23 protein-coding genes and 1 pseudogene are annotated in these 26,763 nt (G+C 72.8%); 10 read left to right on the top strand and 14 right to left on the bottom strand.

Going from position 1 to position 26,763, the window contains the following annotated elements; all coding sequences use genetic code 11:
• Nucleotides 1–333: 333 nt before the first annotated feature.
• Nucleotides 334–870, top strand: a pseudogene (locus tag ACFWP2_RS15405) (GNAT family N-acetyltransferase); the annotation flags it as partial.
• 77 nt (nucleotides 871–947) lie between these two features.
• Here ACFWP2_RS15405 and ACFWP2_RS15400 read toward each other — a convergent pair.
• The 6 genes from ACFWP2_RS15400 to ACFWP2_RS15375 form a co-directional block, all read right to left on the bottom strand.
• Entirely contained in the window at nucleotides 948–2,093 is a 1,146-nt protein-coding gene (locus ACFWP2_RS15400; protein ID WP_380451168.1) for a protein-L-isoaspartate(D-aspartate) O-methyltransferase, read from the bottom strand.
• On the bottom strand, nucleotides 2,090–2,221 hold the full coding sequence (locus ACFWP2_RS15395; RefSeq protein ID WP_380451166.1) for a hypothetical protein: 132 nt from the start codon (nucleotides 2,219–2,221) through the stop codon (nucleotides 2,090–2,092). Before ACFWP2_RS15395 ends, ACFWP2_RS15400 begins: the two co-directional genes overlap by 4 nt.
• Nucleotides 2,222–2,281: 60 nt before the next feature.
• Complete coding sequence (locus ACFWP2_RS15390; protein ID WP_380451164.1) at nucleotides 2,282–3,007, bottom strand: cytochrome P450; 726 nt, start codon at nucleotides 3,005–3,007, stop codon at nucleotides 2,282–2,284.
• A 199-nt stretch (nucleotides 3,008–3,206) separates the two neighbouring features.
• Complete coding sequence (locus ACFWP2_RS15385) at nucleotides 3,207–5,786, bottom strand: collagenase (RefSeq protein WP_380451161.1); 2,580 nt, start codon at nucleotides 5,784–5,786, stop codon at nucleotides 3,207–3,209.
• Nucleotides 5,787–6,057: 271 nt separating this feature from the next.
• On the bottom strand, nucleotides 6,058–6,708 hold the full coding sequence (locus ACFWP2_RS15380) for a LuxR C-terminal-related transcriptional regulator (RefSeq protein WP_380451159.1): 651 nt from the start codon (nucleotides 6,706–6,708) through the stop codon (nucleotides 6,058–6,060).
• Nucleotides 6,696–7,886, bottom strand: coding sequence for a histidine kinase (locus ACFWP2_RS15375; RefSeq protein ID WP_380451157.1), 1,191 nt, complete (start codon nucleotides 7,884–7,886; stop codon nucleotides 6,696–6,698). The genes ACFWP2_RS15380 and ACFWP2_RS15375 overlap by 13 nt, the downstream gene beginning before the upstream one ends.
• Before the next feature lie 113 nt (nucleotides 7,887–7,999).
• Here ACFWP2_RS15375 and ACFWP2_RS15370 point away from each other — a divergent pair, with 113 nt between their 5' ends.
• A complete protein-coding gene (locus tag ACFWP2_RS15370; RefSeq protein WP_380451155.1) occupies nucleotides 8,000–9,232 on the top strand; it encodes a serine hydrolase domain-containing protein in 1,233 nt (410 codons plus the stop codon).
• A 236-nt stretch (nucleotides 9,233–9,468) separates the two neighbouring features.
• On the top strand, nucleotides 9,469–10,785 hold the full coding sequence (locus ACFWP2_RS15365) for a M64 family metallopeptidase (RefSeq protein ID WP_380451153.1): 1,317 nt from the start codon (nucleotides 9,469–9,471) through the stop codon (nucleotides 10,783–10,785).
• 261 nt (nucleotides 10,786–11,046) lie between these two features.
• Here ACFWP2_RS15365 and ACFWP2_RS15360 read toward each other — a convergent pair whose 3' ends face one another.
• Nucleotides 11,047–11,958, bottom strand: coding sequence for a S41 family peptidase (locus ACFWP2_RS15360; protein WP_380451151.1), 912 nt, complete (start codon nucleotides 11,956–11,958; stop codon nucleotides 11,047–11,049).
• A 58-nt stretch (nucleotides 11,959–12,016) separates the two neighbouring features.
• On the opposite strand from ACFWP2_RS15360, the gene ACFWP2_RS15355 reads away from it, so the two are divergent.
• Both ACFWP2_RS15355 and ACFWP2_RS15350 read left to right on the top strand, forming a co-directional pair.
• Nucleotides 12,017–12,523 carry an ArsR/SmtB family transcription factor gene (locus ACFWP2_RS15355; protein WP_380451149.1) on the top strand — a complete coding sequence of 169 codons (507 nt, stop codon included), beginning with the start codon at nucleotides 12,017–12,019 and terminating at the stop codon, nucleotides 12,521–12,523.
• 277 nt (nucleotides 12,524–12,800) lie between these two features.
• Nucleotides 12,801–13,403, top strand: a complete 603-nt coding sequence (locus ACFWP2_RS15350) for a hypothetical protein (RefSeq protein ID WP_380451147.1) — start codon at nucleotides 12,801–12,803, stop codon at nucleotides 13,401–13,403.
• A 170-nt stretch (nucleotides 13,404–13,573) separates the two neighbouring features.
• On the opposite strand, the gene ACFWP2_RS15345 is transcribed toward ACFWP2_RS15350, so the two are convergent.
• The 3 genes from ACFWP2_RS15345 to ACFWP2_RS15335 all read right to left on the bottom strand — a co-directional run bounded on the left by ACFWP2_RS15345 (nucleotide 13,574) and on the right by ACFWP2_RS15335 (nucleotide 17,502).
• Nucleotides 13,574–15,970, bottom strand: coding sequence for a lamin tail domain-containing protein (locus ACFWP2_RS15345; protein ID WP_380451145.1), 2,397 nt, complete (start codon nucleotides 15,968–15,970; stop codon nucleotides 13,574–13,576).
• Nucleotides 15,971–16,268: 298 nt separating this feature from the next.
• Entirely contained in the window at nucleotides 16,269–16,628 is a 360-nt protein-coding gene (locus ACFWP2_RS15340; RefSeq protein ID WP_380451143.1) for a hypothetical protein, read from the bottom strand.
• A 304-nt stretch (nucleotides 16,629–16,932) separates the two neighbouring features.
• Nucleotides 16,933–17,502 (bottom strand): DUF1772 domain-containing protein, encoded by a 570-nt coding sequence (locus ACFWP2_RS15335; RefSeq protein WP_380451141.1) that lies wholly within the window; start codon nucleotides 17,500–17,502, stop codon nucleotides 16,933–16,935.
• 413 nt (nucleotides 17,503–17,915) lie between these two features.
• Between ACFWP2_RS15335 and ACFWP2_RS15330 the strand changes: the two genes are divergently transcribed.
• The 4 genes from ACFWP2_RS15330 (at nucleotide 17,916) to ACFWP2_RS15315 (ending at nucleotide 21,524) form a co-directional block, all read left to right on the top strand.
• Nucleotides 17,916–19,157, top strand: a complete 1,242-nt coding sequence (locus tag ACFWP2_RS15330; protein WP_380451139.1) for a Rieske 2Fe-2S domain-containing protein — start codon at nucleotides 17,916–17,918, stop codon at nucleotides 19,155–19,157.
• A 217-nt stretch (nucleotides 19,158–19,374) separates the two neighbouring features.
• On the top strand, nucleotides 19,375–20,739 hold the full coding sequence (locus ACFWP2_RS15325) for an alpha/beta fold hydrolase (protein ID WP_380451137.1): 1,365 nt from the start codon (nucleotides 19,375–19,377) through the stop codon (nucleotides 20,737–20,739).
• Nucleotides 20,715–20,951, top strand: a complete 237-nt coding sequence (locus ACFWP2_RS15320; protein WP_380451135.1) for an alpha/beta hydrolase — start codon at nucleotides 20,715–20,717, stop codon at nucleotides 20,949–20,951. Before ACFWP2_RS15325 ends, ACFWP2_RS15320 begins: the two co-directional genes overlap by 25 nt.
• A gap of 138 nt (nucleotides 20,952–21,089) precedes the next feature.
• Nucleotides 21,090–21,524: an SRPBCC family protein gene (locus ACFWP2_RS15315; RefSeq protein ID WP_380451133.1), complete on the top strand. Its 435-nt coding sequence runs from the start codon at nucleotides 21,090–21,092 to the stop codon at nucleotides 21,522–21,524.
• Nucleotides 21,525–21,710: 186 nt separating this feature from the next.
• Here ACFWP2_RS15315 and ACFWP2_RS15310 read toward each other — a convergent pair whose 3' ends face one another.
• The 4 genes from ACFWP2_RS15310 to ACFWP2_RS15295 form a co-directional block, all read right to left on the bottom strand.
• Complete coding sequence (locus ACFWP2_RS15310; protein ID WP_380451131.1) at nucleotides 21,711–22,220, bottom strand: hypothetical protein; 510 nt, start codon at nucleotides 22,218–22,220, stop codon at nucleotides 21,711–21,713.
• Nucleotides 22,221–22,576: 356 nt separating this feature from the next.
• Entirely contained in the window at nucleotides 22,577–22,996 is a 420-nt protein-coding gene (locus tag ACFWP2_RS15305) for a hypothetical protein (RefSeq protein WP_380451129.1), read from the bottom strand.
• A 306-nt stretch (nucleotides 22,997–23,302) separates the two neighbouring features.
• On the bottom strand, nucleotides 23,303–24,163 hold the full coding sequence (locus ACFWP2_RS15300; protein WP_380451127.1) for a hypothetical protein: 861 nt from the start codon (nucleotides 24,161–24,163) through the stop codon (nucleotides 23,303–23,305).
• 153 nt (nucleotides 24,164–24,316) lie between these two features.
• Entirely contained in the window at nucleotides 24,317–25,258 is a 942-nt protein-coding gene (locus ACFWP2_RS15295) for a TIGR01777 family oxidoreductase (protein ID WP_380451125.1), read from the bottom strand.
• 193 nt (nucleotides 25,259–25,451) lie between these two features.
• Here ACFWP2_RS15295 and ACFWP2_RS15290 point away from each other — a divergent pair, with 193 nt between their 5' ends.
• Nucleotides 25,452–26,702, top strand: a complete 1,251-nt coding sequence (locus tag ACFWP2_RS15290; RefSeq protein WP_380451123.1) for a cytochrome P450 — start codon at nucleotides 25,452–25,454, stop codon at nucleotides 26,700–26,702.
• Nucleotides 26,703–26,763: the final 61 nt, after the last annotated feature.

The raw sequence follows: 26,763 nt of genomic DNA, 5'->3' as shown, positions 1-26,763 counted from the left end.
AGAACGACACCGTCCTGCACACCGAACTCGTCGCCGAGATCGCCGACGAACCCAACTACGAAGCCGCACTCACCACCCTCAACTGACCCCACCCCGCAACACAGCGGGACAGGAACGAACGGGGCGGGCCACCGGCACGGCGGCCCGCCCCCACTCCGCCGGCCGACCTCGACCGCACCACGCGCGCGTCCCGGTGGGCGAGCGGAGAACTGCAGTGCCACTACCAGCCGTTGACCACCGCCTGCCTGCTGGGCCCGGGCAGCCACTGGCCCCACGTCTTCGCCGTGATGAAAGCCCTCGCCGGACGCTTCGGCGACCACGCCGTACGCCTCGTCGTCGCCTTCGACTGACATCGCCGCGCTCCTGGACGGCGCCGGCCTCAAGGCGTCCGAGACCGAGACCGGCATGTGGATGGACCTGGGCACCGCCCCACCGGAGCCCTGCGCCGACGGCCTGGACATCCGTGCCGTGACGACTCCCGAACAACTCGCCGACTACGCGATGATCCTGGCCGCGAACTGGGACCCGCCGGCCGCCACGGTCCACCGCTTCTTCGCCGACGCGACCGAGTGGGCTCTGGCTCCCGGCTACCCCGCGCGCTACCTCATCGGCTACGCGGACGGACGACCGGTCTGCTCGGCCGAGGTCTTCCTCTTCGCGGGCGTCGCCGGCGTCTACAACATCGCGACCCTCGCGTCCGACCGCCGCCGCGGATACGGCGGGGCCATCACCCTGGCCACCCTGCGCACGGCCTACGAGGCGGGCTACCGCACCGCGGTCCTGCAGGCGTCCCCGGACGGGGAACCCGTCTACCGCCGTCTCGGGTTCCAGGCCTGCGGCCGGTTCACCGAGTACGCGGTCACACCCTGACACCGCAGATCAACCGACCCATCCGCGCCGGGACGCGCACGAGGGCGGCCGCGGCGACGGCCCGGTACGGTTCGGCCTCAACCCTTAACGGACGGCAGCAGGTTGACGGGCTCGTCCAGCCACGCCCGGTGCGCGCCCCCGGCCACGGTCAGCCCGAACCGCTCGAACCCCGGACGGCCCGCCTTCACCCACCACCGGACGATCTCCTCGACCTCCGACCACAGCCGACGCGGACCCGACTGGCGGACCTCGTACCGGCCGGCGCCGTCCACGAAGTCCACCGTCGCCCAGGAGGTGACGCCCGTGTCGAACAGCCACAGGGTCGTCATGTCGCCGCCGTCGCTGCGCCGGTAGTACAGGTCGGGCACGGCCAGGCCGACGACGAAGGACGCCAGCCAGTCGTCGACGACACCGAGCGGGCTGAGGTCCGTGAACTCCCGCACGGCGCCGCCGGGCCAGTCGCCGGGCAGGTAGTCGTCGACGGGCGGGGCCTGGTAGCGCTGCTGCCGCATGCGCATGAACGCCGACGATCCGGTGAACGGGCCCGCGGCGGTGGCGCCGGCCACGGTCAGGCGGGCGACCGCACCGCCCCCGAAGAGCGGAGCGAAGGGCAGCACCAGTACGCCCTGCGGCCGGATCTGCCCGATCACGGCCGGGGGAACCTCCCGTACCGAGCAGGTGAGAATCCCCCGATCGTACGGGGCTCCCGGTGGGTATCCGTCCGCCGCGTCGCCCACCACCGTGGTCGGGACGGCGTCCAGGGCCCGGAAGTTGGCCGCGGCCTGGGCGGCGACAGCCGGGTCCAGTTCCACGGTCACCACGTTGTGCGCGCCTTGGCGCTCGGCCAGTAGTCCGGCGTTCCAGCCGGGGCCGGTTCCGCCCTCCCAGACCTTGTGGCCTTCCTGGACGTCCAGGTCGCGCAGCATGGAGGCCACCATCGTGGGCATGGAGACCGACGAGGTCGGCTCCCGCTGCCCGTTGTCCGCTCCGTCGTCCCACTGCGTCACGATCGCCGCGTCGGAGTAGGCGAGTTGCAGCCACCTCTCGGGGTTCTCCGTGCGGTCGCAGCGTTCGTAGCCGTCACTGGTGCTCACCCAGAAGAGGTCCGGGAGGAACAGGTGGCGGCCGACGCCGAGGAAGGCCTGCCGCCAGTCGGGGGTCAGCGCACCCGAGGCTTCCAGTCGGTCGACCAGCCGGACGTGGGCGCCGGCGACCGCTGTCATTTGTGCTTCGGGTCGGGGGTGGGGCGCTGTCCGTCGGGGTTCGGCTTGGGACCGATCTCCGGGCCGCCGGGCTTGGCGTGGGCGCCGCCCTTTCCGTCGTTCGGGCCGCCCTTGTTCTCGTCACCCACGGTGATCTCTCCTACCGCATCGCACTCCGAGGATTCGCAGAGCAGAGCGTAGTCGATCTGTCACCCGAAGTCATGCGGTTTTGAAATCGCCCTGCCCGGGCGAGCTTGACGTACTGGTTGCCCTGGAAGAGGTAGACCGTCCCTCCCCGAGCCCGTCGTCACTCCGGGACTTCTACCGGGGTGCGGCCCGCATCCGGAGGTCGCCCGGTCCGTAGGAGGCTCCGAGGGAGGGGCCGCCGGCGGCCGGGCAGGTGTTCGGCGCCGGCGGGCGGCGATGGTGGCGAGGGCGAGGGTGGCCTCGGTCGTCGCGAAGGTGTCGCCGATGCACTTGCGGGCGCCGGTGGCGAAGGGGATGAAGGCGTCGCGGGGTGGCTGGGGGCGGTCCGGGGTGCAGCGGTCGGGGTCGAAGGTCTCGGGGTCGGCGTGGAGGTCGGGCCGGTGGTGGAGCAGGTACGGGCTGTAGACGAGGCCGCTGCCGGCGGGGAGCGGGTACCCGCCGAGGCTGGTGTCGCGGGTGACGGTGCGGGTGAGGAACCAGGCCGCGGCGCGGAAGACGGAGGTGGTCATCGGGGCGGTGACCGGCCCCGCGCCCTGTCGGGCCGTCATCTCCTCGATGACGGTGGCCCGCACGGCCGGTCCGTCGCCGTGCTCCTCCACGGCCGCGCGCACCGGTGTCCCGGTGGGGTACCCGGTGGCGAGGTCGGCGGTCGATGCGGCCCGGCCCTGGAGCGTCAGTTCCTGCTCGTCCTCGCCTGCGAACCCGGCGCCCGTCAGGTCGGCGGCCACGACGGCGGGGTCGGCGTAGCCGTGCGGAACCGTGCGGGACCGTCGGGAAGAAGCGCGGCTGGTCGACCGGGAAGGCCCGCTCCAGCCCGGCCTGGAGGACGACTTCGAAGGCGTGCGTCCCGAGCGGGCCAGGTGCCCACCCATGCGGAACGCTCGGCCGGGGAGCCCGGCCGAGCGTTCCGCTCCGGTGAGTCGGTGGTCAGAACTGGGTGCTGATCGTGACGCCGCTGAAGTCGGTGGCGGCGTAGAGGCTGAGGTAGCGGTAGCCGGCGGTGGGGTTGGTGACGGTGAGGGACTGGGTGGTGCCGGTGCCGGTGGAGGAGGCGGTGAAGGCCTGCGGCGAGGCCCAGGTGTCCGCGTTGTAGTAGAGGTGCGCGGTGCCCGTGCCGCCGGAGGTGGTGACCTTCAGCGTGGTGGTTCCGGCCGGCAGGTAGACGTACAGGTAGTCGAGGTTTCCGGCGGTCGCGGAGCGGCCGCTGCGCGAGCAGTTGCGGCCCATCGCGTCGGCGCGCTGCTCGGTGCAGGTCGGCAGGACGACCGGGGCGGCGGTGACGGTGACCGTGGCGGGGGTGGTGGAGATCCGGCCGGTGTCGTCGGTGGCGGTCAGGGCGACGGTGTAGCTCCCGGCCGCGGCGTAGGTGTGGCTCGGGTTGCGCTCGTCCGAGGATGTGCCGTCGCCGAAGGTCCAGTGCCAGGCGGTGATCCGGCCGGTGCCGGTCTGCACGGACCGCTCGCTCACGCTGACGGTCGCGCCGTTCACCGAGGTGTCGAACAGGGCGGTCGGGCCGGCGGCGTAGCAGGAGCCGGCGGCGCAGGCGTTGAGCCAGGCGTCGAAGTCGGCGTCGTAGGAGGTGCCGAGGTTGTTGTAGACCGCGTAGCCGCCCTGGTAGTCACCGACGCGGAACCGGGCCAGCATGGCCTGGACGTCGGCCGGGTGCTTCTCCACCATGTACCGGGTGGCCAGGTAGCCCCACGGGTAGACGCGCGTCGAGTCCGAGTTGCCGGGGGTGCTCTGGAAGAGGGTGCTGAGCTTGTAGGTGTGCTTCGCGGCCTGGGTCATCGCGTCGGTGTCGGTGGCGCCGCGGTAGCTGTGCGAGATGTACTCGGCGAGGCCCTCGACCCACCAGATGTCCGGGACGGACATCTGGGTGCGGTAGTTGCCCTTGAGGTCGTGGATGCTGTCCAGGTAGTGGGTGTACTCGTGGTTGAGGTTCCACACCCGGGCGGGGTCGTTGTTGTTCCACGACTTCTGGTACATCACCGTCGCGGCCCGCTTGTTGGGGTCGGTCGCGTCCATGACGGTCTGGCCGCCGTTGTCGGTGTCGTTGCCGAAGATCGCCCACGAGTAGGTGGTGTAGTCGGTCTTGTTGGCGAAGATCCCGAAGGTGACGTTCTTGGCGTACTGGTTGGGGATCGGCCCGCTGTCCTTGACCACGTTGTGGAAGAACGCGTCCTGGTTGCGCAGGCTGGCGCAGACGGTGGCCAGTTCCTCGGCCGACAGCGCCTGGGCCTGGATGGTGCGGTTGTCGCAGACCAGCTGCTTCGGCAGGACCACCGAGGTGAGCTTGGCGGGCAGGTCGCAGATGTCGTAGTACGAGCACTGGCCACCGTTGTAGTACGCGGCCTGGACGGCCGTGTGCACGTACAGCGGTGCCGCGGGCGTCAGCAGCGGCGCGGAGTCCAGCACCTTCCTGACCAGCGGCTTGACGAGGGGCTCGACGGCGGGGCCGCTCCCGGCCATCCGGGCGAGGTCGTTGCCCGCGTTGGTGGAGAGGACCTCGTTGGGACCGCCGATCAGGTCCTTGTGCTTGATCGCGAAGTCGGCGAGGGAGTTGGCGAGGCTCGGGTCGGCGGCGACCGCCTTGACGAAGTCCTGGTTGGAGTTGCCGCGCCAGAGCGGGTACTGCAGCACGGAGTTGACCGCGCCGACCATCTTCGGGATCGCGTTGTACGAGTTGTCGTAGTCGTCCAGGATCCGCTTGTAGGCGCCCAGGTAGCCGGCCTGGACGTTGGCGCTGTCGGTGAGCCACACCACGTCCTTGAGCACGATGCCGTTGCTCTCGGTGACGTCGTGCCAGCGGGCGCCGGCGAAGAACGCGTCCAGGGCGGCCCTGACGGCGGTGGTCAGCTCACCGGTGTACGGGCCGGTCGCGTCCGGGTAGTAGAACTGGATGTAGTAGCCCACCTGGAGGTAGATCGCCAGCTGCTGGATGCCGGTGGAGTTGTCGCCGGTGTAGCCGGTCGCCAGGTCCTTGAAGGCGGCCGCGACGGACAGCATCCGGGACTGCTGGAAGATGCTCGGGTCGGAGCCGCCGGTGCCGAACAGGCCCCGGATGCACTCCGGGGTCGAGCTCTTGATGAACGCGACCAGGTCGGCCCCGGTTCGGGCGGCGAAGTCGGCCGGGGTGCAGCCCTGCGCGGCGACGACCGTGTCCGTGCCGGACGCGGCTCCCATGGCGAGGGCCTTGGGCGCTGCGGGGGCGCCGGGCGCGGCCGTGGCGGCCGGCCCGCCCATGAGGCGCTCGCCGATCAGGGCCGGGAGCTTCGGGGCCGCGGGCGCGGCGGGCTCCTCGGACTCGGTCGTCGCGCCGGCGGCGGGCGCGACGGGTGCGGCGGGCGGGGTCGGACCGGTCCCCGTCGGGGCGGTCGCGGTCAGCGCCGGGGCGGCGGTGACGGCGGCGGGTGCCGCGAAGGCCTGGGCCGGCAGCACGGCGGTGGCCGTGGCGCAACAGGCGACGACGCCGGCTGCGAGCGTGGAGAGTCTTGTGCGCAGGAGCACGCCGAATCCTTCTTCGAGTGGGGGCAGCCCGACATGGGGTCGGGCTGAGTGAAGGAGATGTGGCGTGGATCCTGTCACCGATCCGAGGATCAGAACAATGTCACAGGTCATATGGCAGACGAGTTTCAGCCACCGCACCGCCCACCGCACCTCCGCATGGCTGACCTGCGGCGGTTGAGGCCGGGGCGGCGCCGCGCACGGGCGACGAGGGGCCACCACGCCACGGGCCAGGAGGTCCACCCGGGCCGACGGACTACCTGGAGTGGCTGATCTACGACCCCGACCGGCTGAGGTAGGTGAGGACGGCGAGGACGCGGCGGTGGCCGCTGTCGGCCGGCGAGAGGCCGAGTTTGGTGAAGATGTGGCCGATGTGCTTGTGGACGGCGTTGTCGGTGATGACGAGCCGGGCGGCGATCGTGGTGTTGTCCTTTCCCTCGGCCATCAGGGCGAGGACTTCGCGTTCGCGTGGCGTGAGGGCGGCGATCGGGTCGCGGGCGTGCCGGGTGAGGAGCTGCCCGATCACTTCGGGGTCCATGACGGTGTCGCCGGCGGCGACCCGCCGCAGTGCGTCGGTGAACTCGCTCACCCGGCTGACCCGGTCCTTGAGGAGGTAGCCGACGCCGCCCCGGCCGTCGGAGATCAACTCGCCGGCGTACTGCCGCTCGACGTACTGGGAGAGGACGACCACGGGCAGGCCGGGGTACCGGCGGCGGGCCCGGATGGCGGCGTGGATGCCTTCGTCGCGGAAGGTCGGCGGCAGCCGTACGTCGACGATGGCGACGTCCGGCCGGTGTTCGGCGACGGCGGCGGCGAAGCCGCGGGCGTCCTGGGTGATCGCGGCGACCTCGAAGCCCTTGGCGGTCAGCAGGAGTTCCAGCCCGTTGGCCAGCAGGACGTTGTCCTCGGCGATCACGACCCGCACGGCAGGCTCACCGTGATCGTGGTGGGGCCGCCGCCGGGGCTGTGGAGGCGGACGGTACCGTCGAGCGCCAGGACGCGGTGGCGGATTCCGGCGATGCCGGTGCCGAGCGTCTCGTCGGCGCCGCCGACGCCGTCGTCGGTGACCTCGATCGACAGCCGGTCACCGTCGCGTGCGACGCGGACGGCGCTCCGGGCGGCCCGGCTGTGCTTGGCGGCGTTGGTGAGCGCCTCGGCGACCGTGAAGTAGGCGACGGCCTCGACCGCGGCCGGGATCGCGCCGGCGTCACCGGAGCCGACGCTCCCACCGGCCTCGCCGAGGCCTCCGACGTCCAGGGTGGTGTCGATCGCCGCGCGCGCCGCCAACGCGGTCAGCGCCCCGGCGAGGCCGCGGTCGGCGAGGATCGGCGGGTAGATCGTCCGGATCACCGCACGGAGCTCCGTCATGGCCTCCTCGGTGCTCTCGTGCGCCTCCTCCAGGAGCCTGGCCACCAGCCGGGGGTCCTCGGCCAGCAGCTCACGGGCCACGCCCAGCCGCATCGCGATGGCCACCAGCCGGGCCTGGGTGCCGTCGTGCAGGTCGCGTTCGATCCGGCGGAGTTCCGCACCGTGCGCGTCCATGGCGCCGGCCCGAGTCTCGGTCAGGGTCTCCACCCGCCGCGCGAGCCTCTCGGCGGCCGAGGGGGACAGCAACGCGACGCAGATCCGGGCGTGCAGGCGTGCCAGCGGCGGAACCAGCCAGTACGTCAGGGCCGCGAAGGCGACGGCCTGTGCCGTCCCCAGGGTCAGCGCCGTGCCCCAGCCGGTCAGTGGGACCCCGGCGCCGAAGCCGCCCGCGCGGGTGCCGGCGGGCAGCGCCCACCACAGCGGCACCGTCACGGCCGTGGTCAGCGCGTTGCCCGCGCACAGCACGACGACGACTCCGAACGCCAGACTGATCACCAGGCAGGCACCCAGCCACCCGAGCACCCGCCAGGGACCGACCCGGACGGGGCCGGAGCGCGGAGAACCCAGCAGTCGGTCCGCGCGGCGGCGGTGCCAGGTCGCCCAGGTGCGGGCCGCCACCGGGAGGGCGAACACGGGCAGCGCCAACACGGCGACCGCAGCGGTGAACAGGCTTCCCAACAGATAGCCCAGACCGCGCCACATCTCCGAAAGCCGTCCCGCCCCATGGTGGTTCATGCGCGCAAGTCTGGACCACAGGGCTCGGGCCGGGCATTACAGCCCACTACCCTCTTTTCCCACTGGTGAGCGGTATCGTCCGCCCGCCTCGCCCGGACCTAGCGTCAACACCCATGACGAGTTCACCGATTCGTGTCCGCCGGCGGCACAGCCGATCCGTCCGACGGAACCTGACGCTGGCCGCCCTCGCGGCCGTGACCCTCTCCACCAGTGCGCCCGGGGCGATGGCCGCCCGGGAGCACGACGACCGGCTCCCACTCCAGCTCCAGCGCGACGCCGACGCGCTCATCGCGGTCGGCGCCACGGGCGTGCAGGCCCGCGTGGTCACCTCCGACGGCCGGAACGTCACCGTCACCAGCGGTGTCGCGGACCTGACGAGGCGGCAGCCGGTCCCCCGGAACGGCTACTTCCGGATCGCCAGCGTCACCAAGACCTTCGTGGCCACCGTGACCCTGCAACTCGCCGGCGAGAACAGGCTCTCCCTGGACGACACGGTCGAGCGGTGGCTGCCCGGAGTGGTGACCGGGAACGACAACGACGGTCGCGCGATCACCGTCCGCCAGTTGCTCCAGCACACCAGCGGCGTCCACGACGACTACCCGGACTACACCTCGGCAGAGGACTTCCGGAAGCACCGGAACGACGCGTACACACCCGAGCAGATCGTCGCCCGGGCGATGGGCCACCGCCGGGACTTCGAGCCGGACACGGGCTGGAACTACAGCAACACCGGTTACGTCCTGCTCGGGATGGTCATCGAGCGGGTCACCGGGAACCCCTGGCACGAGGAGGTCAGGGACCGGATCGTCCGGCCGCTCGGCCTCGATCACACCTTCCGGCCGGGTACGTCACCCACCCTGCCCCGGCCGCACGCCGAGACCTACCAGAGGTTCGGGGACGGCGAGCCGCTCGTCGACGTCACCGAGCAAGTCGGCCCGGGCACCAACGGCGAGGCCGGACTCGTCTCCACCACCGCCGATCTCGACCGGTTCTTCGGCGCCCTGCTCGGGGGTCGGCTCCTGCCGCCGGAGCAACTGGCGGAGATGACGGACACCGTCCAGGTCAGCGACAGGTTCGAGCGCTTCATGCCGGGCGCCCGGGCCGGGCTGGGCCTCTTCTCACGTCGGCTGTCCTGCGGCGGGGAGTACTGGGGCCACGAGGGAGGCGACGCCGGGTGGATCAGCACCGTCGGCGTCACCGCCGACGGGCGGCGCAGCGTCGCGGTCTCGCTGTCGGGCGTCCAGGCCGCCACCGAGCAGGACGTCATGCGGGTGGCGGAGGCGGAGAACCAGCTGGTCGACGACGCCCTGTGCGCACCCGCGAAGGCCGGCCCTCAGCGGCGGTGAGGCCCCGCGCGGACCACCTACACGGCGTCCGAGCGACGCACGGCACGGGGGTCCGGGCGACGGGGAGGGCTGAGGCCCCGGCGGCACCCGCGACCCGTCCGGTCCATGCCGGGTCCACCGGCACCGACGGACGGGCGCGAGCATCTCCAACACCAGATCGAACGGGCTATCCGACGGAGGGTTGTCAGGTTCTCGACATGGGAAGGGGGCAGGCCACATACCGTTCCCCCTGGAGGATGCCCGTGCACCGCACCGCCACCGTCAGAACCGCCACCGCCCTGCTCGCCGCCGCCCTCGCCGGGTCGGTGCTGGGGGCCGCACCGGCCTGGAGCCGGCCCGCGGACGGCACCCCGCCGACCCGTCAGGTGGAGGTGTTCGCCGAGGACGGCGGCATCTCCCGCGCCCAGGCCCCGGCCGCCTCCCCCTACCTCGCCGGCCGCCCCCAGGGCGTGGCCCCCGTGCGGGGGGACGGCGAGGTCACGGCTCTGGTCCGCAACGGGGAACCGGCCGCCAAGCTGGACGTGGTGGTGATAGGCGACGGCTACACCGCCCAGGAGCAGGACAGGTTCCGTGCGGACGCGGCCCAGAAGTGGAGCGAGCTGACCTCTGTCGAGCCCTACGCCACCTACCGCGCGCTGTTCAACGTCTGGGCGGTGACCGCCGTCTCGCCCGAGTCGGGGGTGACCGGGGACCCGGACCAGGCGACGGTGCGGCACACCGCGCTGGGCTCGTACTTCTGGTGCGACGGCGTGGAGCGGCTGCTCTGCGTGGACGAGAAGGCCGTCGAGTCGTACGCGGCGAAGGCCCCGCAGGCGGACCTGGTGCTCGTGGTGGCCAACACCGCGAAGTACGGCGGCGCCGGCTACAACGACGTCAAGTCCCCGGTCGGCTACGAGGGCATCGCCACCGTGGCGGGCGGCAACGCGAGGTCCGGGCAGATCGCGGTGCACGAGACCGGGCACTCGCTGGGCAAGCTGGCCGACGAGTACGCCTACGACGGCCAGGGGACGTACCAGGGCGACGAGCCCGCCGAGGCCAACATCAGCACCCTGACCGCCGACCCGATGCGCCGGCAGGGCACCAAGTGGTCGCGCTGGCTGGGGCAGGCCTCGCCGGACGGCGGCACCGTCGGCACGTACGAGGGCGGCGGCTACTACCCCACCGGGCTCTACCGGCCGACCGAGAACTCGATCATGCGCTCGCTCGGACGCGAGTTCAACCTGCCCGGGCGCGAGGCCATGATCGCGGGCTTCTACCGCCACGCCACCCCGCTCACCAGCCCCACCGCGGCCGGCAGTCGGCTCTCCGCCGCGGACCGCCTCACCGTCGACCTGCCGGTGCCCGGCACCCGGCTCCACTGGTACCTGGACGGACGCGAGCTGCCCCGCCTGGACGGCCGCACCGCACTGGACCTGGCCGAGCTCAAGCTGACCGGGCCGCGCTCCCGGCCGCACGTGCTCACCGCCGTCGCCACCGACCCGACCCCGGCCGTCGCGGACCCGGCGCTGCGCGCGAAGCTGACCGCGAGCCTGTCGTGGGTGGTGACCCGCTGAGGCGTGTCCTCCCGATCGTCGGATCGCCGATCCGGGCGTGCCGTTGACTGACGCGCGGTGCGCCCCGGTCAGCCCAACGACCGTGCGCGCACAGCCGAACGCGGCCGGGGCCCCACCCGAAGGGCCCCGGCCGACGCACGGTCACGTGAGCAGGTCGAGACGTCCGATGGCGGCGTTGAGCTCGTACGGCATTCCCGCAGGGTATCCGCACAACCGCCGCACGGAGGTCCGATGGTGGAGCGCCCTGCGGTGGTGACGGACTCAGGCCAGGCGCTCCACGGCCAGGGCCAGCGCGCGGTCGAGCGCCTTCTCGGCGTCGCACGGCACATCGGGCCGGACGCCGACGCCCTCCCAGTTGGTGCCCGAGATCGGGTTGACCGCGCGGGCGATGGGCACGCTGAGCTCGAGCTGCGGGTGCAGCGTCCAGCCCTCGCGCGGGTGCGCACCGCCCCGGGTGACCTCCCCGACGACCTCGGCGCGCCCGAGCTGCTGCAGGTCGTAGGCGAGCTCCTCGCCCCCGGAGAAGGTGTCTCCGCTCGTCAGCACGTAGAGCGGCTTGCTGCCGCCGAAGCGGGCACCGGGCACGAACCCGGGCGACCAGGACTGCGCGCCCACCTCTTCCTTCCGCGAGAACATGGTGTTCAGGTGAGTGCGGCCGTCGAGCAGGTAGCCGCAGACGAAGGCGACCGTGTTCGGGTCGCCACCGGTGTTGCGGCGCAGGTCCAGGATGAGGGCGCGGGCGGGGGCCACCAGTGAGAGTGCCGCGGTCAGCGGCTGTGCCGCCCAGTCCAGCGGGAACAGCTTGGGCCCGAGCTCCAGGACCGCGACGCCGTGGTCGAGGAGTTCCAGGCGGGGAACGCCGTTCAGGAAGGTGTCGAATTCCCTCCGCACCGCGGCGAGTACCGCCGCGCCCCGCTCCGGCGGCACCGGCACGGCGTGGTACTTGAGGCCCAGGTGCAGGTCTCCGTTGACGGACCGCAGGTCCGCGGTGACCGCTTCGGCCAACTCCTCGGCGGATTCGGTCCGGTAGGAGCCCTCGGCACTCCGGCGCCGCAGCAGGTCCGCCAGCTGCTGGGCGGCATCGGGGAAGACGTAGTTCTCGCAGACCAGGTCGGCGATCTCCTCGACGAGGGCGACGGTGTCCAGCGCGGGTGACGATGTGGTGGAGGTCATGGGAGGGAAGTAGACCAGCGAGTTGCCAAAGCGTCAACCGTACTTAACGCTTGTTCAGGTGAACCACCAACCAGACGGAGACGTCCAGCGGATCAGTACGCCTCTCCAGCACTCCGCACTCGCCCACCCCCTGCGCCAGCGCCTGCTCTTCGCCCTGAGCAGTCGGCCGTCGACGATCAGCCGGCTCGCCGCGCAGCTGGGAGCGAACAAGGGCAGCGTCTCCCACCACCTCAGGGTGCTGTGCGAGGCGGGGCTGGTCCAGGACGCGGGAACGCGACAGGTGCGCGGCGGCACCGAGAAGTACTACCGGCGAACCGCCGAGCGGCTCTTCGTCGCCGAACCGCAGGCCGAGGGCACGGCCGCGCTGCTCGGCGCCGTCGCCCAGGAGTTGGACCGCTCACCCGACGACCACCTCCTGGCACTGCGCCACCTCCGGCTCGGCCCGGCCAAGGCGGCGCGGCTCGCCGAGGCGCTGGCCGCACTGGTCGACGAGACGGAGGAGGATCCGGAGGGCGAGCCGGTGCACGGCCTCCTGGTGACTCTCTACCGGCAGGCCGGGGCGTAGGGGCCGTCCGCCGAAGGTCGTGCGGTGGGCACGACCGCGGTGGGCACGACCGGGCCCTCTCCCCTCGGGACCAGCGGGCGGAACGCGCTGGGTGGGCAAAAGGTTCCGGTCAAGGTTCTCCGGCGGCCAACCGACTTGTGCGATTCGTGAGGCGGCCGTGAAGAAGCCGTGCTAAAACCTTCGGCGGGCCACAACTACCGTTGTCCGCCCGCCCGGTACCGCATGTCCCGTTGTTCCCGCGCCGCACCTCGTGTCCGGCCACGACCCTGGGAGAACCATGCCCACCGCACATGCACACACCCGCTTCGCCCGCCTGCTGCTCGCCGCACTGGCCGCCCTCGCCCTCCTGCTCTCGGGCGCGGTCGGCGCGACCCCCGCGAAGGCCTCCACCACCAGCCTCGACGGCGCCTGGGCCTGCGACGTCCCGGCCGGGTACGTCTACGACCAGGTCTCGATGAACCGCAGCTGCAGCGGCGGCGGCAGCTGGAACTCGCCGCAGTTCCACCTGCGGACCCCCTACGACGGCCTGATTGCCTGTCGGAGCACACCCGGCTTCGTCTACGACAACATCACCTGGGGTCTCGCCTGCAGCCAGATCAGCGGCGTGCAGTCCAACCAGTTCCACCTGCGCAAGCCGGTCGACGGCCTGGTCGCCTGCGTGGGCACCCCGGAGTTCACCTACGACTACCTCGTCTGGGGCACCGCCTGCAACATGACCACGGGCGGCGGCCAGTCCAACGCCTTCCACCTCCGCAAGCCGTACAGCGGTCTCTGGGCCTGTGATGTCCCCTACGGCTTCACCTACAGCACGACCACGCAGAACTACGACTGCAGCACCTACCGGAGCGCCCCGTCCACCAAGTTCCAACTGCTCGGCTAGCGTTCCCGCGCCGTAGGAAGGAGCAGGAAGTCGGCCCAGCCGACTTCCTGCTCCTTCGTCGCGTCGGGGCAGGTGGCCCGGGGTCGTCCGGGACGACGTGGCGCCCGACAGGACGAACGGTGCCGGTCTCCCCCACCTGCTGGGGAGACCGGCACCGTGGGCCGGGTCCGCTACGGCAGCGGGATGCGCACCACCTGCGGGTCGTGGTCGCTGAGCTGCGTGCTGAACTCGCTGTTGAGGTGCACGATGTCGTAGCTGTACGCCTTGGCCGCCAGCGCGCCGGAGATCAGGATGTGGTCCAGCACCTGCGAGTTGCCCTCGTACACGTAGGTGTAGCGCTCGGGCAGCGGCAGGGTGCGCGGCAGGTCGGTGAGCGAGCCGCCGGCGGTGAGGATGTCGGCGGTCTGCGAGAACTCGAAGTCGTTGAGGTCGCCGAGCACGATGACCGACGCGTTCGGGTCGACGGCCAGGATCTGGTCGGTGAAGTTCTTCACCACGGTCGCCTGGTCGTGGCGCTGGCTCTCCGAGGGGCGGCTCGGCTGCTGGTAGCGGCCAAAGAGGGGCTGGTCGCCGCCCTTGGAGTTGAAGTGGTTGGCGATCACGAAGACCGGCTTGCCGTTCCAGCGGAACTCGCCGGCCAGCGGCTTGCGGCTGGAGTTGAACGCCGCGTTGGCCGGGTCGATCCGGCCGGGCGAGTAGGCCAGCTGCGGCGTGCCGCCCGCGTTCACCACGGAGTCGGCGGTGGTGGATCCGGCGCCGGGGCGGTCGGTGAAGGAGAGGCCGCGGTCGGTGCGGTACAGGAACACCTGGCGGATGTTGCCGCCGGGCTGGCCGCCGTCCTGACCGTCCACCGGGTCGATCTCGCGGTAGGAGTAGGAGGGACCGCCGGCCGCGGTGATGGCCGCGGTGAGCTTGGCCAGGGTCTGGGTGGCGCTCACCGTGCCGTCGCTGGTCGCACCGCTGTTGTCCTGGATCTCCTCCAGGGCGACCAGGTCGGGCGCGCGCAGGTTGGTGACGATGCCCGCCGCGAGGCCGTCGAACTTGCTCTGCGGGTCGGACGGGGCGAGGTTCTCCACGTTGAAGGTGGCCACGGCGAGCTGGCCGGCCGTCGGCGCGGCGGTGACCTCGGGGGTGGTGGTGCCGGCGGTGACCGACGGGGTCGCGGTGACCTGGAGGGTGAAGTTGCCGAAGGCGTAGTCGAGCACGCCGACGGTGGCGCCGGTCAGGGTGTCGCCGACGTTGGCGGTCGGGGTGGGCGCGAGCGCCTTGCCGAGGACGACCCGCTCCGGGTTGCCGTCGTTCGCCTGCAGCAGGATGCCGCCCCGGTTGGTGCGGGTGCCGCTGCCCTGCGGGACGACGGGGAGCTCGCCGTACTTGTTGGTCGGGCCGACCACGGCCGCGTTGTCGATCTCGACCCGCATGCCCTCCAGGGACTCCCAGAAGTCCAGGCCGTCGGTGGCGGGCTGGAAGTTCCCCGCCGTCTCGACGTCGCCGGAGGTGACGCTGGAGATGACCGCGGACGGGGGTATCCGCCCGCCCTGGCCGACCACGGTGGCGGCGGGCAGCGGCGCGTTGTGGGCGACCACCGTGACGCTGGGCGCGGTCAGTTCGGTGATCGACAGGTTGTTGGTGCCGCCGGTGCCGCCCGGGCGGAACTGGCTGACGGTGGCGCTGACGGTGACCGAGTCCCCGACCGCGACCGAGGGCGCGCCGGCGGTGTAGACGTAGATCCCCTCGCTCGTGCCGGGGTCGTTGTCGGGCAGCGGGTCCTGGTACCAGAAGCCGTTGGGGCCGACGGCCGTCACCACACCGGGCACGGCGCTCACCGAGCCGCCGGCCAGCGGGGAGACCCGGGCGGCGCCCTGGATGTCGTGGATCCGGGTGCCGCCGGTGTTGCCGCCGCCGGTGGAGGAGGAGTTGCGCGGCGTCGGCGCGCCGATCGAGAAGTCCGCCGCGTTGCTGTCGGTGTCGGTGGCGCCGCCGCCCGCGCGCAGGGCCGCGGTGGTGTTCGACAGGTTGCCGGTCGGCGAGCCCTCGGCGGAGCCGGCGCCGCTGCCGTAGCCGACGAAGTCCTTCACCCCGGACTGGCTCGCGCAGCCCGTGGCGCAGGTCAGCGCCGTGCCGTTGGTGACGAGGGCGACCTTGCCGGAGGTCGCGGACATGGCGATCGTGCCGGTGGCGTCCGCGGTCGGCAGGGCACTGCCCGCACCCGCGCCGACGGCCTCCTGGACGAGGAAGTAGTGGCCGGGCGCGATCGTCCCGGACAGGGTGGTCCGCGACCAGCTGGAGCCGGTGGCCGAGGCGTACTGCACCGTCCAGCCGGTGACGGACACCGGCGTGGTGCCACGGTTGTACAGCTCGACGAAGTCGTTGGCGTACGGGGCACCGGAGTTGCCGCCACCGCCGTACACCTGGCTGATCACGATGTCGGGCGACGCCGCCTGCGCCACGCCGCCGGGCAGCGCCACCAGCGCCGCCACCACGGCCGCGGCGGAGGCCGCCGCCGGCGTCCGGCGCCGGACGCGCGGCGCTCCGGGGGCGATCCGGGGGTTCGGGGTGCTCCGCATGAGGCTTCCTCCTGACCACCGTCCGGGCTCGCGACCCGGCGGTGTGACCACGGACAAGAAAAATCGGGCGCTGCGGTTCTAGCAGCGCCACCAGATCCCTACCGGGCGCATCGGGCAACGGCCAGACGTACGGCGGAAGAACGTTTCTACGCGCGACAAGTGGGAGGAGCGGTTCCGTCTCGCGGAGGCAACGGCAGCGCCGAGCCGGGCCCGAGACCACCCGTCCGGAACGGCGAAGAGCCCGGGTTCGGCAGCGCCCCCGCCGCCGGCCCCGGGCCGGTTCGTGCCCTCCGGTGTGTCAGCCCGGACGGTGCCGCGTCGGCGCCGACCGGGGCGGGCGCAGGCGCAGCGGCGCGAGTTCGCGTTCCAGGGCCCGCACGTCCAGCGCTATCCGGGACGCGATCTCGCGCGGGCCGGTGCCGGCGGGCAGGCGGCGCGACCAGGACCGGGGCTTGGCCGGGCCGTCCTGGACCATGTCGAAGTTGAGCCGCACCACGTCGGCGACGTCGATCAGGCTCACCAGGATCCTGGTGTCGGCGAGATCGATGCTGACTTCGTTCCCGATGCACGAGCAGGCCACCAGGCCCTCGATGTCCTCCTCCGCCAGGTATCTGGCCAGGGGGACCGCCTTCCCCCGGACCAGAAACGGACGTTCCACCGGAGTCACCGGAACCGCCTCCTCCCCAGCAGTCGTACGACGCCTCGGCCGCGGCGCAAGCGCACCGCAACGGACCGGGCCCGGCCTATGCTCCACCACATCCGGCCGGTTCGCCAACTCGGCGTCTCACCAAGTGAATTGGGCGAACGCACCGACCCGGCGCACCGGCGCACGCCCCAGCGCACCGGGCCGTTCCGCCAGGCCGCAGGCCAGGGCGGGCGCACGGCACCGGAACACGCGCGTACCCGCCCGTACGAGGCGGGCGGGCACAGCGGCGGGACGGACCCGCGGGGGGCGAGGTAGCTCAGCGGCCGGCGCGGCCGTGCAGCACCAGGGTGCGGATCAGCGCGAGCAGGCCGCCGGTGCAGAGCGCGGTGCGGAACATGTTCGCCGGCACCCAGCCCTCCGCGAACCCGGCCCGCACGGCGGCGAGGTCGTGGATCCGCGCGGGGTCGCCGGCCGCCGCGAGCTCGTTGTTCAGCGGGATGTTGACACCCGCGGTAACGATCAGTGCCACCGCGTACAGCGCCGTCGCCAGGGCCGCCCACAGGGCCGGCCGGCGCCGGCCGGCCCTGTGCAGCAGCCAGGCGGCCAGGCCGGTCGCCACGAAGGCACCGACGAAGACCAGGCCGAACAACCCGTTCTCGATCGACTTGTTGATGTGCTGCATCGCCGTCACATAGGTGCGGTCGTCCCCGGCTGCCAGGCCCGGCATCACCGACACGTCGAAGGCGAGGAACAGCCCGGCCATCAGACCCATCGCGACGGTGGCGCCCGCCAGCAGCGGCCCCACCACCCGGCGACCCGCCTTTCCCGTCCCACCGACCACCGGCACGACACCGGACTCGACCCGGAGATCCACCCCACCAGCCATCACGGACACCCTCATTCCAGGACTCGAAGGAACCACCGGAGACGATCGTTCGAAGCCCCGATCGCGCCCGATCGGTCCGTCGCCGTGGCACCATTCAAGTCCCCCTTCGGCCGGGCGCTCCATAGCCGCCGCGCTCAGCCGCATGCGCGAGCGTCTACGCCGCCGACGCGTCACCGACCGGCCCCGCTCCCCCGCCGACGTGCTCGAACGCCCCCACACTCCGGGTCGAGCGAAAGCCTGGAACTAATCGAACAGTCGAACTCTTTTCTGTCTGACAGATCATCAGACTTGTTGCTGCTTAGGGAGATTGTCCGTGCAAGCACTCCCGTTCCATGGATAGCATCTGAATTCCATTCTGTTCGAGCGCTAATCGCCTGGGAGGGGCGGCGCCGGGCAGACCGACAGGAGACTTCATGCGCGTGTCCAAGCACGTCCACCCCGTCAGCAACCGCCCGACCGCTGCCGACGTAGCCCTGCCACCGGCGCTGCCCTATCCCGACGGCTGGTCCGCACTCGCCTTCTCCGCCGAGCTCAAGCTCGGCACCGTCATCACCCGCCAACTCGCGGGCGAGGACGTCGTGTTGTACCGTCTGCGCAACGGCCGCCTGCGCGCGATCCGCCCGTACTGCCCGCACCTCGGCGCCCACCTCGGCCTGGCCACGGTCGAGGGCAACGACCTGGTCTGCCCCTTCCACCGGTTCGCCTTCGACGCCGAGGGCCGCTGCGTACGCACCGGGTACGGCACCCAAGCGCCCAAGGCGGCGCTGACGCAACTGCCGGTGCGCGAGGTGAACGAGGCGGTGTTCGTCTGGCGCCACCACGACGGCCGGGAGCCGGACTGGGAGATCCCCGCCTGGCACCGGCTCGGCGACGGGCGGCAGCCGCTGCGGTACGCCTCCTTCGAGATGCCCGGCTACGCCCAGGACGTCATGGAGAACTCCTTCGACCTCGGCCACTTCGTCACCCTGCACGGCTGGCCGGAGGGCGAGCTGGCGGCACCGGTGGAGTTCGACGGCACCAGCTTCCACATCTCCATGCTGGTCCGGGAGACCTTCCCGCTGCTCGGGATGCGCGAGGTCCACGTCGAGGTGGACGGGTACGGCCTCACCGCCCTGCACACCGACGTCCACACGCCCTCGCTCGGCCTGGAGATCTGCTCGCTGGTCATGGCCACCCAGGTCGCCCCCGGCCGGATGCAGCTGCGACAGGCGGGCCGCTTCGTGCTCTCGGAGCCGTCCGGGATGCCGCCGGCCGTCGCCCGGACGCTCAGCCGGGCGGTGACCAGGATGCTCGCGGGCCCGATGTTCCGCCGCAACCTGGACTTCACCTCGGCGGACTTCCCGATCTGGTCCACCAAGCGGTACGTCTCCCCGCCCCGCCTCGCCCAGGGCGACGGGCCGATCGGCGCGATGCGGCACTGGGCCCGGCAGTTCTACCCGCCGGACCACCAGGCGCACCTGCCGGGGCCGGCCTCGCTCGCCGAACGGAACGGGCACGGTGCCAACGGGCAGGGCGCGAACGGGTCCAGTACCAACGGACAGGTCGCCGACGGACAGGGCGCCAACGTGCAGGGCGCCACCGGCGGCGAGGCCGCCGCGGACCGCACCCAGACGGAGGCCTCCGGCAAGGCGTCCAGTGGAGCCCCCCGGACCTGAGCCGGCCTCGGCCGCTCGCCACCCGCCGCACGCGCTCCGCGCCCTCGGCCCGATCCAGAACCGGAACCGGAACCGGAACCCCGCATCCCGGCGGTACCGTCTGGCCTGGCGTACGGACGGGGGCGGAGCTTTTCCCGACGGACCGTCATAGTGTGTGCCCGCACGCGTCCTGCACGGAGGAGGCCCGGACAGGGCTCCGTACCGCAGAGGAGACGGCATGACCCACCTCCGACGCCGCGCCGCCGCGGCCGCTCTCGCCTTCGTGGCCGGCCTGACCGGGGCCGCCGCCACCGCACCGGCAGAAGCCGCCGCACCGGGGGAAGCCGCCGCGCAGGCCGCGGGCGTCCCCCGGGGGCTCGAGCGCTACTACCAGCAGCGCCCGGCCTGGCACAGCTGCGTCCTGGGCCCGCAGGACGAGGAGGGCGCCGCGCTGGAACGGGCCGGCGCCCGCTGCGCGGAGGTCACGGTGCCGCTCGACTACGGCGATCCCGGCGGACGCACCGTCACGCTGGCGCTGTCCCGGATCGAGGCCACCGACACCCGCCGGCGGATCGGCACGCTGCTGCTCAACGACGGCGGTCCCGGCAGTCCGACACTCGGCGCGCCGCCGCGGGTGCACGCCGCGCTCAAGGACACCGCCGCCCGCTTCGACATCGTCGGGCTGGACCAGCGTTTCGCCGGCCGCAGCGCCACCCTAGACTGCGACTGGCCGATCGGCTACGACATCACCTCCGCCGGGACCAGCCGGGCCTCCTTCGAACGCCAGGTCGCCTTCCAGCGGGACCTCGCGACCCGGTGCCGTTCGGCGGCCGGGGACCTGCTGCCGCACGCGGGCACCCGCGACGCGGCCCGGGACATGGACGTGGTGCGGGGCGCCCTGGGCGAGCGGCGGATCTCCTACCTCGGCCTCTCGTACGGCACCTACCTCGGCACGGTGTACACCCAGATGTTCCCCGGCCGCTACGACCGGGTGGTCCTGGACAGCGCGCTGGCCCCGGCCCACGCCGGGCCGCAGCTGCTGCCCAACATGGTGCCGGAGAACGAGCGGGCGTTCGCCGACTGGGCGCAGTGGGCGGCGGCCCGCCACGGCACGTACGGGCTGGGCCGCACCGGCGAGGAGGTGGTCGCCGGGGTGCTGCGGACGGTCCGGGCGGCCGGGGCGCGCCCGCTGGTCGTCGGCACCGGCGCGGACACCTTCGAGCTCGACGACACCCGGGTGCCGCTGCTGCTGTTCGGAAACCTCGCGGGCGACTCCGACGCGGAACGGGCGGTCCTCGCCGAGCTGACGGCGCTGCTCGCCCAGGCCGCTCAGGGCCGGCCCGTCACCCCGTCCGCCGAGACCACCGCCCTCCTGCGTTTCCTGTTCACCCCGCAGGGGTCGGCGTCCGGCAGCATCTCCCGGGCCATCCTGTGCGCGGACGGCACGGCGCCGCGCGACCCGGAGGACTACTGGCGCCGGATCGAGCACGACCGCGCCCGGTACCCGCTGTCCGGCCCGCTCGTCGACAACATCTCCCCGTGCGCCTTCCTGGACCCCCGCGCGAGGCGCCCACCGAGGTGCGCCGCGACGCCCGGGCGCTGATCCTCTCCGCCACCGGGGACCCGCGCACCCCCCACCGGGACGCCGTCGCGCTGCACGGGATGCTGCCCGGCTCCCGCCTGGTGACCCTGCGGGGCGCCAACCAGCACGGGCTCTACGGCACGTACGGCAACACGTGCGTGGACGACGCGGTCAACGCCTACCTGGCCGGCGGGCGCCTGCCGGAGGCCGACCTGACCTGTACCAAGGCGTAGCCGGGGCGACCCGGCCGCAGCGTTCTGGCCGGGTGGTTTCGAGGTCGGTCGGCCCTGCTGGTTCTGCTCCGACCGATCCGCCGGCCACGGCGGCGCAGTCGCTTGCCCGGCGCCGACCCGCGCTCCTAGGGTGACCCCGTGGCCCGCTTCGTCCTGATCCGCCGTACGCCGCTTCCGCCCGCCGAGTGCTGGGAGCGGCTGACGGCCTGGCCCCGGCACGGTGAGCGGGTGCCGTTCACCCGGGTCCGCGTGGTCCGGGGAACCGGCCGGGAGGAGGGCGACGTGGTCCTGGCCCGGACGGCCCTCGGGCCGCTCCGCTTCGACGATCCGATGGAGCTCACCGAGCTGGTCACCCCCGGCCCCGGCCGGGACGGGCGGTGCCGGCTGGTCAAGCGCGGCCGGCCGGTGCGGGGCTGGGCCGAGCTGCGGGTCCGGGCGGTGGGCGGCGGCAGTGCGGCCCTCTGGACGGAGGAGCTGACGGTCGTCGGCCTGCCCCGGCCACTCGATCCCGTCCTCGCCGGGGCGGGACGCCTGGTCTTCGGCCGGGTGCTGGACCACCTGCTCGGGGCGTAGGCGGCCGGGCCGCCGGGCGGCCACGACAGCGTGGGCGGGCCGGTTGCGCGACCGGCCCGCCCTTTCAGTGCCGGGGGCGGATTCTCAGCCCGGGGCGGTTACGGCGTCACCTTGGATTCCGCGGTAACCCGAAGCGAGAATCCAGGGCGATAACCCGAGATGTGAATTCACCGAAGGACGAACAGGCTACCGGGCCTGGTCGAGATAGAATTTCTCGTGCTCGCCGCCGTTGGCGTTGATCTGGCAGTTCACCGTTCCACCGGGGCCGGTGGCGGAGGTCACGCCGCTACCGGTCACCAGGCGCAGGAAAATGCCCGGGAAGGACGCCGACTCGAAGGAGAACGAACCATCGGCCTGGGTGCGGGCGTTGAACTTCTCCCAGGGGCCGGTGCCGAATTGGCAGTTGACCGTTCCGCCGCCGGCCATGGTGGCGGGAACGCCGTTTCCGTCCATGCGCAGGAACACGTTCGGAAAGGCCGTCGACTCGAAGGAATACGAGCCGTCGGCCTGCGGCCGGACCTTGTACGTCGCCAAGGGGCCGGTGCCGTACTGACAGTTGACGGTCCCGCCGCCGTGGTCGGTGGAGGTGGTCACCCCGGTTCCGTCCATGCGCAGGTAGACGTTCGGGAAGAACGTCGACTGGATCGTGACCGGTGTGTCTCCGAGCTTTGCGAGGTCAGCCGCCGACAGTGGCATGATGTCCTCTCTCCTTCCGTCTGGGGTGTAGCGGACGAGTCGAAGTCGGCGCCGCGGCTGGCAGCATTCTTTCGGCACCGCATTCCGGGCTGAGGGGCGCACCCGATTCGGGACATACGGCCATGCCGTACGGCAGGAGCACGACGGACGTGCACGGCGCGCCCTGGTCGACTTCCCGAGCTGATTCCCGAGCCTATTCCCGCGAAACAGGGAAGCCCACCGCCTTGCAGGACAAGGCGGCATCACAGCCGCCATTCCCGATTCCGCCCCATTGTCTTTCCTGCTGCAGCAGGCCCGAAACTCACTGTATTTCGATGGGCACAGCCTGTCTAGGCTGCGCGCGTCGACGAGTCCGGTCAGTCGCCGCCCCGGCCGCCGTAGCGCCGCCGCCATTCCCGGGCGCGGGCGTTGTGCCACTCCACGCCGTCGACCGCCTGCTGCTCGGAGAGGCCGCTCAGGCGGGCGACCACGCTCAGCGGCACGGGCTCGTCGCACCTGGCCAGGGCCCGGCAGACCTTGGCGGCCCACTGTTCCTCGGGGACGAAGGGGCGGCGGCGGTAGTCCGCGATCAGGGTGGCCAGGTGGTCCACGGAGCAGGCCAGGACGACCCGTCTGCCGTCCAGGTCGGGTTCGGTGGAGTGCAGGGCCGAGGAGTCCGGCACCAGGGCGCCGAGCAGGTCGGCGCTGGCGACGGCCCGTCCGCAGTGGTCGCACAGGTCGAGGGAGTCCGCGTCGTCGACGGTGGGATCATCCGCCGGGGGTCCGGTGTCCTCCATGCCGCGCGCCTACCCCGCAGGGCCACTGCCAACCGGGCCCGGACCACCGGGCCCGGACCACCGGATCGCCGGCGCGCACCGTCCTGGGCCGCCGTGGCCGATCCAGAAGCCGCCTACGCCTCGGGGCGGATGGCCCCTCCGAGCCGGGGACCCCGCGGACGCGTCCGACGACCACGGCGCGCACGGCCGCACCGACGACGAGGCCCGCGCACACAGCACCCGACCGCGGGCCGCCCGGCACCGCGGCCCGCTGGGCGCCCTTGGTGTCGCGCCTCGCACGGCGGCGGGCCCCCCGGTCCCCCGGGGTCAGCGCCCGGCTCGGCGGCCGTCGCGCGGGTCGGCGGAGGAGCGTGACCAGGCCAGGTACTGCTGGCGGACGTACGCGCGCGCATCGTCACCGTCCGCGGTGACGCCATCGTGCTCGGTCAGGTTCCCAGCCGCGATCCATGCCGCCACCACCTGATCGCGGTCCGCGTCACCTCCTGCCAGTGCGATGCGGTCGGCCCGTGCGGCGGTGCGCAGCAGGTACGCGCGCCGCTTGCGGGGCGGGCTCTTGACGGTGCTCCGGACCGTGGCCAGGGCCTTCTCCTCCGCCTCGACGCCCGGGGCGTCCGCGTACGCCCGGTCGGCCGCGGGCACCGGCCCGACCGGTACGGTCCGCACCGGCTGGGGCGGCGTCAGCGGCAGCCCGTAGACGTGGAGTACGGCGTCGGCGAACTCCGGGTCGTCGACGGGCAGTCCGTGCCGGCCGAACACGGCGAACAGCTCGGCCAGGGCGGGCGGTTCGACGCCGCGCGGACGGTCGTCGCCGGTGACGTCGACCCGGCCGAGCACCGGGCCCCAGAACCGGCCCTGCGGGTCCACGAGGCGCAGCCGGAGCGTGACGTGGTGGCCGCTGGTCTCGGTCTCCTCCTCGAACTCCATGGCCAGGCCCCGGATCTCCGACCAGGCGTAGCGGCGCGGGACCAGCAGCCGGACCAGGGTGAGGCCGTCCTCCTCCTCGCGCAGCCAGTAGCTGTGCGGCACCGCGATCGCCGCCGCGACGGCGGCCAGCACGCCGATCAGGGTGGCTCCGCCCGGGCCGGCGGCCCCGGATCCGACCAGCGCGAACATCGCGACCAGGGCCAGCGCGCAGCCGATCCCGATGTTGCTCCCCCATCGCTGCATGGTCGACAGCCGTACCGTCCGCATCCCGCCCCCTGGTGTCCCCGGTGTGTGGCTCCACGCTCCCGGGGAGCGGCGGGCCCGGGCAAGCACCGGCGGGCAGCTGTGACGGCCCCGTGACGAAGCCGCCGCGCCGCGCCGCGGGAGGTCCGGGGGCTACCGCCCGCGCAGCCGCCGGACGAGGTTGCGGGCGGCCTCCGGCCAGCTCGGGAAGTCGAAGGCGAAGCCGGCGTCGAGCAGGCGGGTCGGGACGACGCGGCGGCTCTTCAGCAGCAGCTCGGTGTCGGAGCGCAGCGCGAAGGCGCCCAGCTCGGCCATCCAGCGGGTGGCGGGCAGGGCCAGCGGCATGCCCCAGGCCGTCCGCAGCTCGCGCATGAACTCGCGCTGGGGCAGCGGGTTCGGGGCGGCGAGGTTGACCGGGCCGGTGAGGTCCTCCCGCCCGATCAGGAACTCGACGGAGCGGACGAAGTCCCGCTCGTGGATCCAGGAGACGTACTGGGCGCCGCCCGCGACCGGCCCGCCGGCGCCGAGCCGGGCCAGCCAGGAGAGCGCGTCGAGGGAGCCGCCGCGCTCGGGGCCGAGGACGGCGGCGGTGCGCAGCGCCACCCGGCGGGTGTTCGGGGTGTCGGCCTGCGCCTGGGTGCGCTCCCAGGCCTGGGCGACCTCGATGCTGTGCCGCCACGCGGGCGGGGCGTCGGGCTCGCTGCCGCCGATCAGGCCGTCCCGCTCGTTGTTGGCGGCGTCGTGGCGGTGGGCGTAGACGGTGGCAGTGCTCATCTGGAGCCAGCACGCGGGCGGCCGCCGGGCGGCCGCGATGGCCTCGCCGACGACCCGGGTCGAGTGCACCCGCGAGTCCATCATGTCCTGCCGGTTCGCCTCGGTGTAGCGGCAGTTGATGCTGCGCCCGGCGAGGTTGAGCACGACGTCGGCGCCGTCGAGCTCGGCCGCCCAGGCGCCGAGGGTCCGTCCGTCCCAGCCGACCTGCCGGGGCCCGGCGGGCCTGCGGGTCAGGACGACGACCTGGTGTCCTGCGGCGGTCAGGCTCCGGTCGAGCAGCGCGCCGAGCGCGCCCGTTCCGCCGGGAATGACGACCTTCATGGGCTCCCCCTCGTGCCTCGGTTCCTCGGAACCAGCCTAGCCCACCCTTCTGAACGCGTTCAATTACACCGCCGGAACCACCGTCCCCGGAGGCTGAAACCGCGCTGAAACCGCACTGAAGGCGGACCCCGGCAAGCTCCTGGTCATCGAAGAGCCCGCCACCAGGCGGCAGAGCGCCGAAGGAGCACCCGACATGACCACCACCCCCGTCCGGCTCACCCCCGAGGACGTCGAGAACCCCGTCGGCGCCTACGCCCGGTTCCGCGGGCAGGGCGAGCTGCCCCGGGTCGTCCTGCCCGGCCTGGACACCCCGGTCCGGCTGGTCACCCGCTACGCCGACGTCAAGGCCGCGCTCACCGAGCCCCGGCTGGTCCGGGACCGCACCGGCATCGCCGCCCCGGCCGGCGCCGAATCCGACCCCCAGGACGAACTGCTGGCCGCCGCCTTCGACGCCTTCCCGGCCGAGTACGCCCAGTACCTCTCCGGCCACCTCGCGCTGTTCGACGGCGAGGAGCACGCCCGCCGCCGCGCGCCGCTGACCCGCGCCTTCACCGCCCGCCGGATCGCCGCCCTGCGCGGCTTCGTCGAGCGCACCGCCGGCGAACTGCTGGCCGGCCTCGCCGCCCGGGACGAACCGGCCGACCTGCTGGGCGAGTTCGCCTACCCGCTGACCACCCAGGTGGTCTGCGAGCTGGTCGGCGTCGAGGAGGCCGACCGGCCCCGGGTCTGCGACTGGATCCGCGACTTCGCGTACGGCGACGGCAGCCGGATGGTCGAGGGCCTGGTCGGCATCGTCGACCACGTCAAGGACCTGGTCGCCCGCCGCCGTTCCGAGCCCACCGAGGACCTCGTCTCCGCGCTGGTGCACGGCACCCGCGAGGGCGAGCAGCCGCTGGACGAGGACGACCTGGTGTCGATCGTCGTCCTGCTGATCAACACCGGCATCACCCCGCCCGCGCTGTTCCTCGCCCACGGCCTGCTCGCCCTGTTCGACCACCCCGAGCAGCTGGCCCGGCTGCGCGCCGAGCCGGAGCTGCTGGAGCGGGCCGTACCCGAGCTGCTGCGGTACATCACCCTGGTCCGGATCGGCGCGACCCTGTACGCGGCCGAGGACTTCGAGTTCGCCGGGACGGCGCTGCGCACCGGCGACCCGGTCACCGTCGCCCTGCTGGCCGCCGACCACGACCCGCAGGAGTACGGTGACGCACCCGAACGCCTCGACATCGCCCGGGAGTTCGGACGTGGCGACGGGCACCTGGCGTTCGGCCACGGCGCGCACTACTGCCTGGGCGCGGCCCTCGGCCGGCTGGTCACCTCGGTGGTGCTGGACCAGGTGGTGATCCGGCGGCCGGAGGCGGCGCTGGGAGTCGCCCGGGACGAGCTGGAGTTCGGCCACTGGCCGGCCGACGGCTTCCATCTGCTGCGGCTGCCGGTGCGGCTCTGAGCGGCAGCAGTCGCGGCGGGCCTCGGTCTCGGTCGTCCCTGCCGCCTCAGTGGCGGAACCG

Source organism: Kitasatospora sp. NPDC058444 (assembly GCF_042721415.1).
GTDB lineage: Bacteria > Actinomycetota > Actinomycetes > Streptomycetales > Streptomycetaceae > Kitasatospora.
This window is presented reverse-complemented; position numbering and strand designations above follow the sequence as displayed.

What these genes read in the sequence shown, in the direction of transcription:
- ACFWP2_RS15305 (WP_380451129.1), bottom strand. Translation starts at nt 22,996, where the DNA reads ATGGAGGACACCGGACCCCCGGCGGATGATCCCACCGTCGACGACGCG.
- ACFWP2_RS15360 (WP_380451151.1), bottom strand. Translation starts at nt 11,958, where the DNA reads ATGACCTCCACCACATCGTCACCCGCGCTGGACACCGTCGCCCTCGTC.
- ACFWP2_RS15325 (WP_380451137.1), top strand. Translation starts at nt 19,375, where the DNA reads ATGACCCACCTCCGACGCCGCGCCGCCGCGGCCGCTCTCGCCTTCGTG.
- ACFWP2_RS15330 (WP_380451139.1), top strand. Translation starts at nt 17,916, where the DNA reads ATGCGCGTGTCCAAGCACGTCCACCCCGTCAGCAACCGCCCGACCGCT.
- ACFWP2_RS15310 (WP_380451131.1), bottom strand. Translation starts at nt 22,220, where the DNA reads ATGCCACTGTCGGCGGCTGACCTCGCAAAGCTCGGAGACACACCGGTC.
- ACFWP2_RS15400 (WP_380451168.1), bottom strand. Translation starts at nt 2,093, where the DNA reads ATGACAGCGGTCGCCGGCGCCCACGTCCGGCTGGTCGACCGACTGGAA.
- ACFWP2_RS15345 (WP_380451145.1), bottom strand. Translation starts at nt 15,970, where the DNA reads ATGCGGAGCACCCCGAACCCCCGGATCGCCCCCGGAGCGCCGCGCGTC.
- ACFWP2_RS15375 (WP_380451157.1), bottom strand. Translation starts at nt 7,886, where the DNA reads ATGAACCACCATGGGGCGGGACGGCTTTCGGAGATGTGGCGCGGTCTG.
- ACFWP2_RS15335 (WP_380451141.1), bottom strand. Translation starts at nt 17,502, where the DNA reads ATGGCTGGTGGGGTGGATCTCCGGGTCGAGTCCGGTGTCGTGCCGGTG.
- ACFWP2_RS15295 (WP_380451125.1), bottom strand. Translation starts at nt 25,258, where the DNA reads ATGAAGGTCGTCATTCCCGGCGGAACGGGCGCGCTCGGCGCGCTGCTC.
- ACFWP2_RS15290 (WP_380451123.1), top strand. Translation starts at nt 25,452, where the DNA reads ATGACCACCACCCCCGTCCGGCTCACCCCCGAGGACGTCGAGAACCCC.
- ACFWP2_RS15365 (WP_380451153.1), top strand. Translation starts at nt 9,469, where the DNA reads ATGCCCGTGCACCGCACCGCCACCGTCAGAACCGCCACCGCCCTGCTC.
- ACFWP2_RS15350 (WP_380451147.1), top strand. Translation starts at nt 12,801, where the DNA reads ATGCCCACCGCACATGCACACACCCGCTTCGCCCGCCTGCTGCTCGCC.
- ACFWP2_RS15300 (WP_380451127.1), bottom strand. Translation starts at nt 24,163, where the DNA reads ATGCAGCGATGGGGGAGCAACATCGGGATCGGCTGCGCGCTGGCCCTG.
- ACFWP2_RS15370 (WP_380451155.1), top strand. Translation starts at nt 8,000, where the DNA reads ATGACGAGTTCACCGATTCGTGTCCGCCGGCGGCACAGCCGATCCGTC.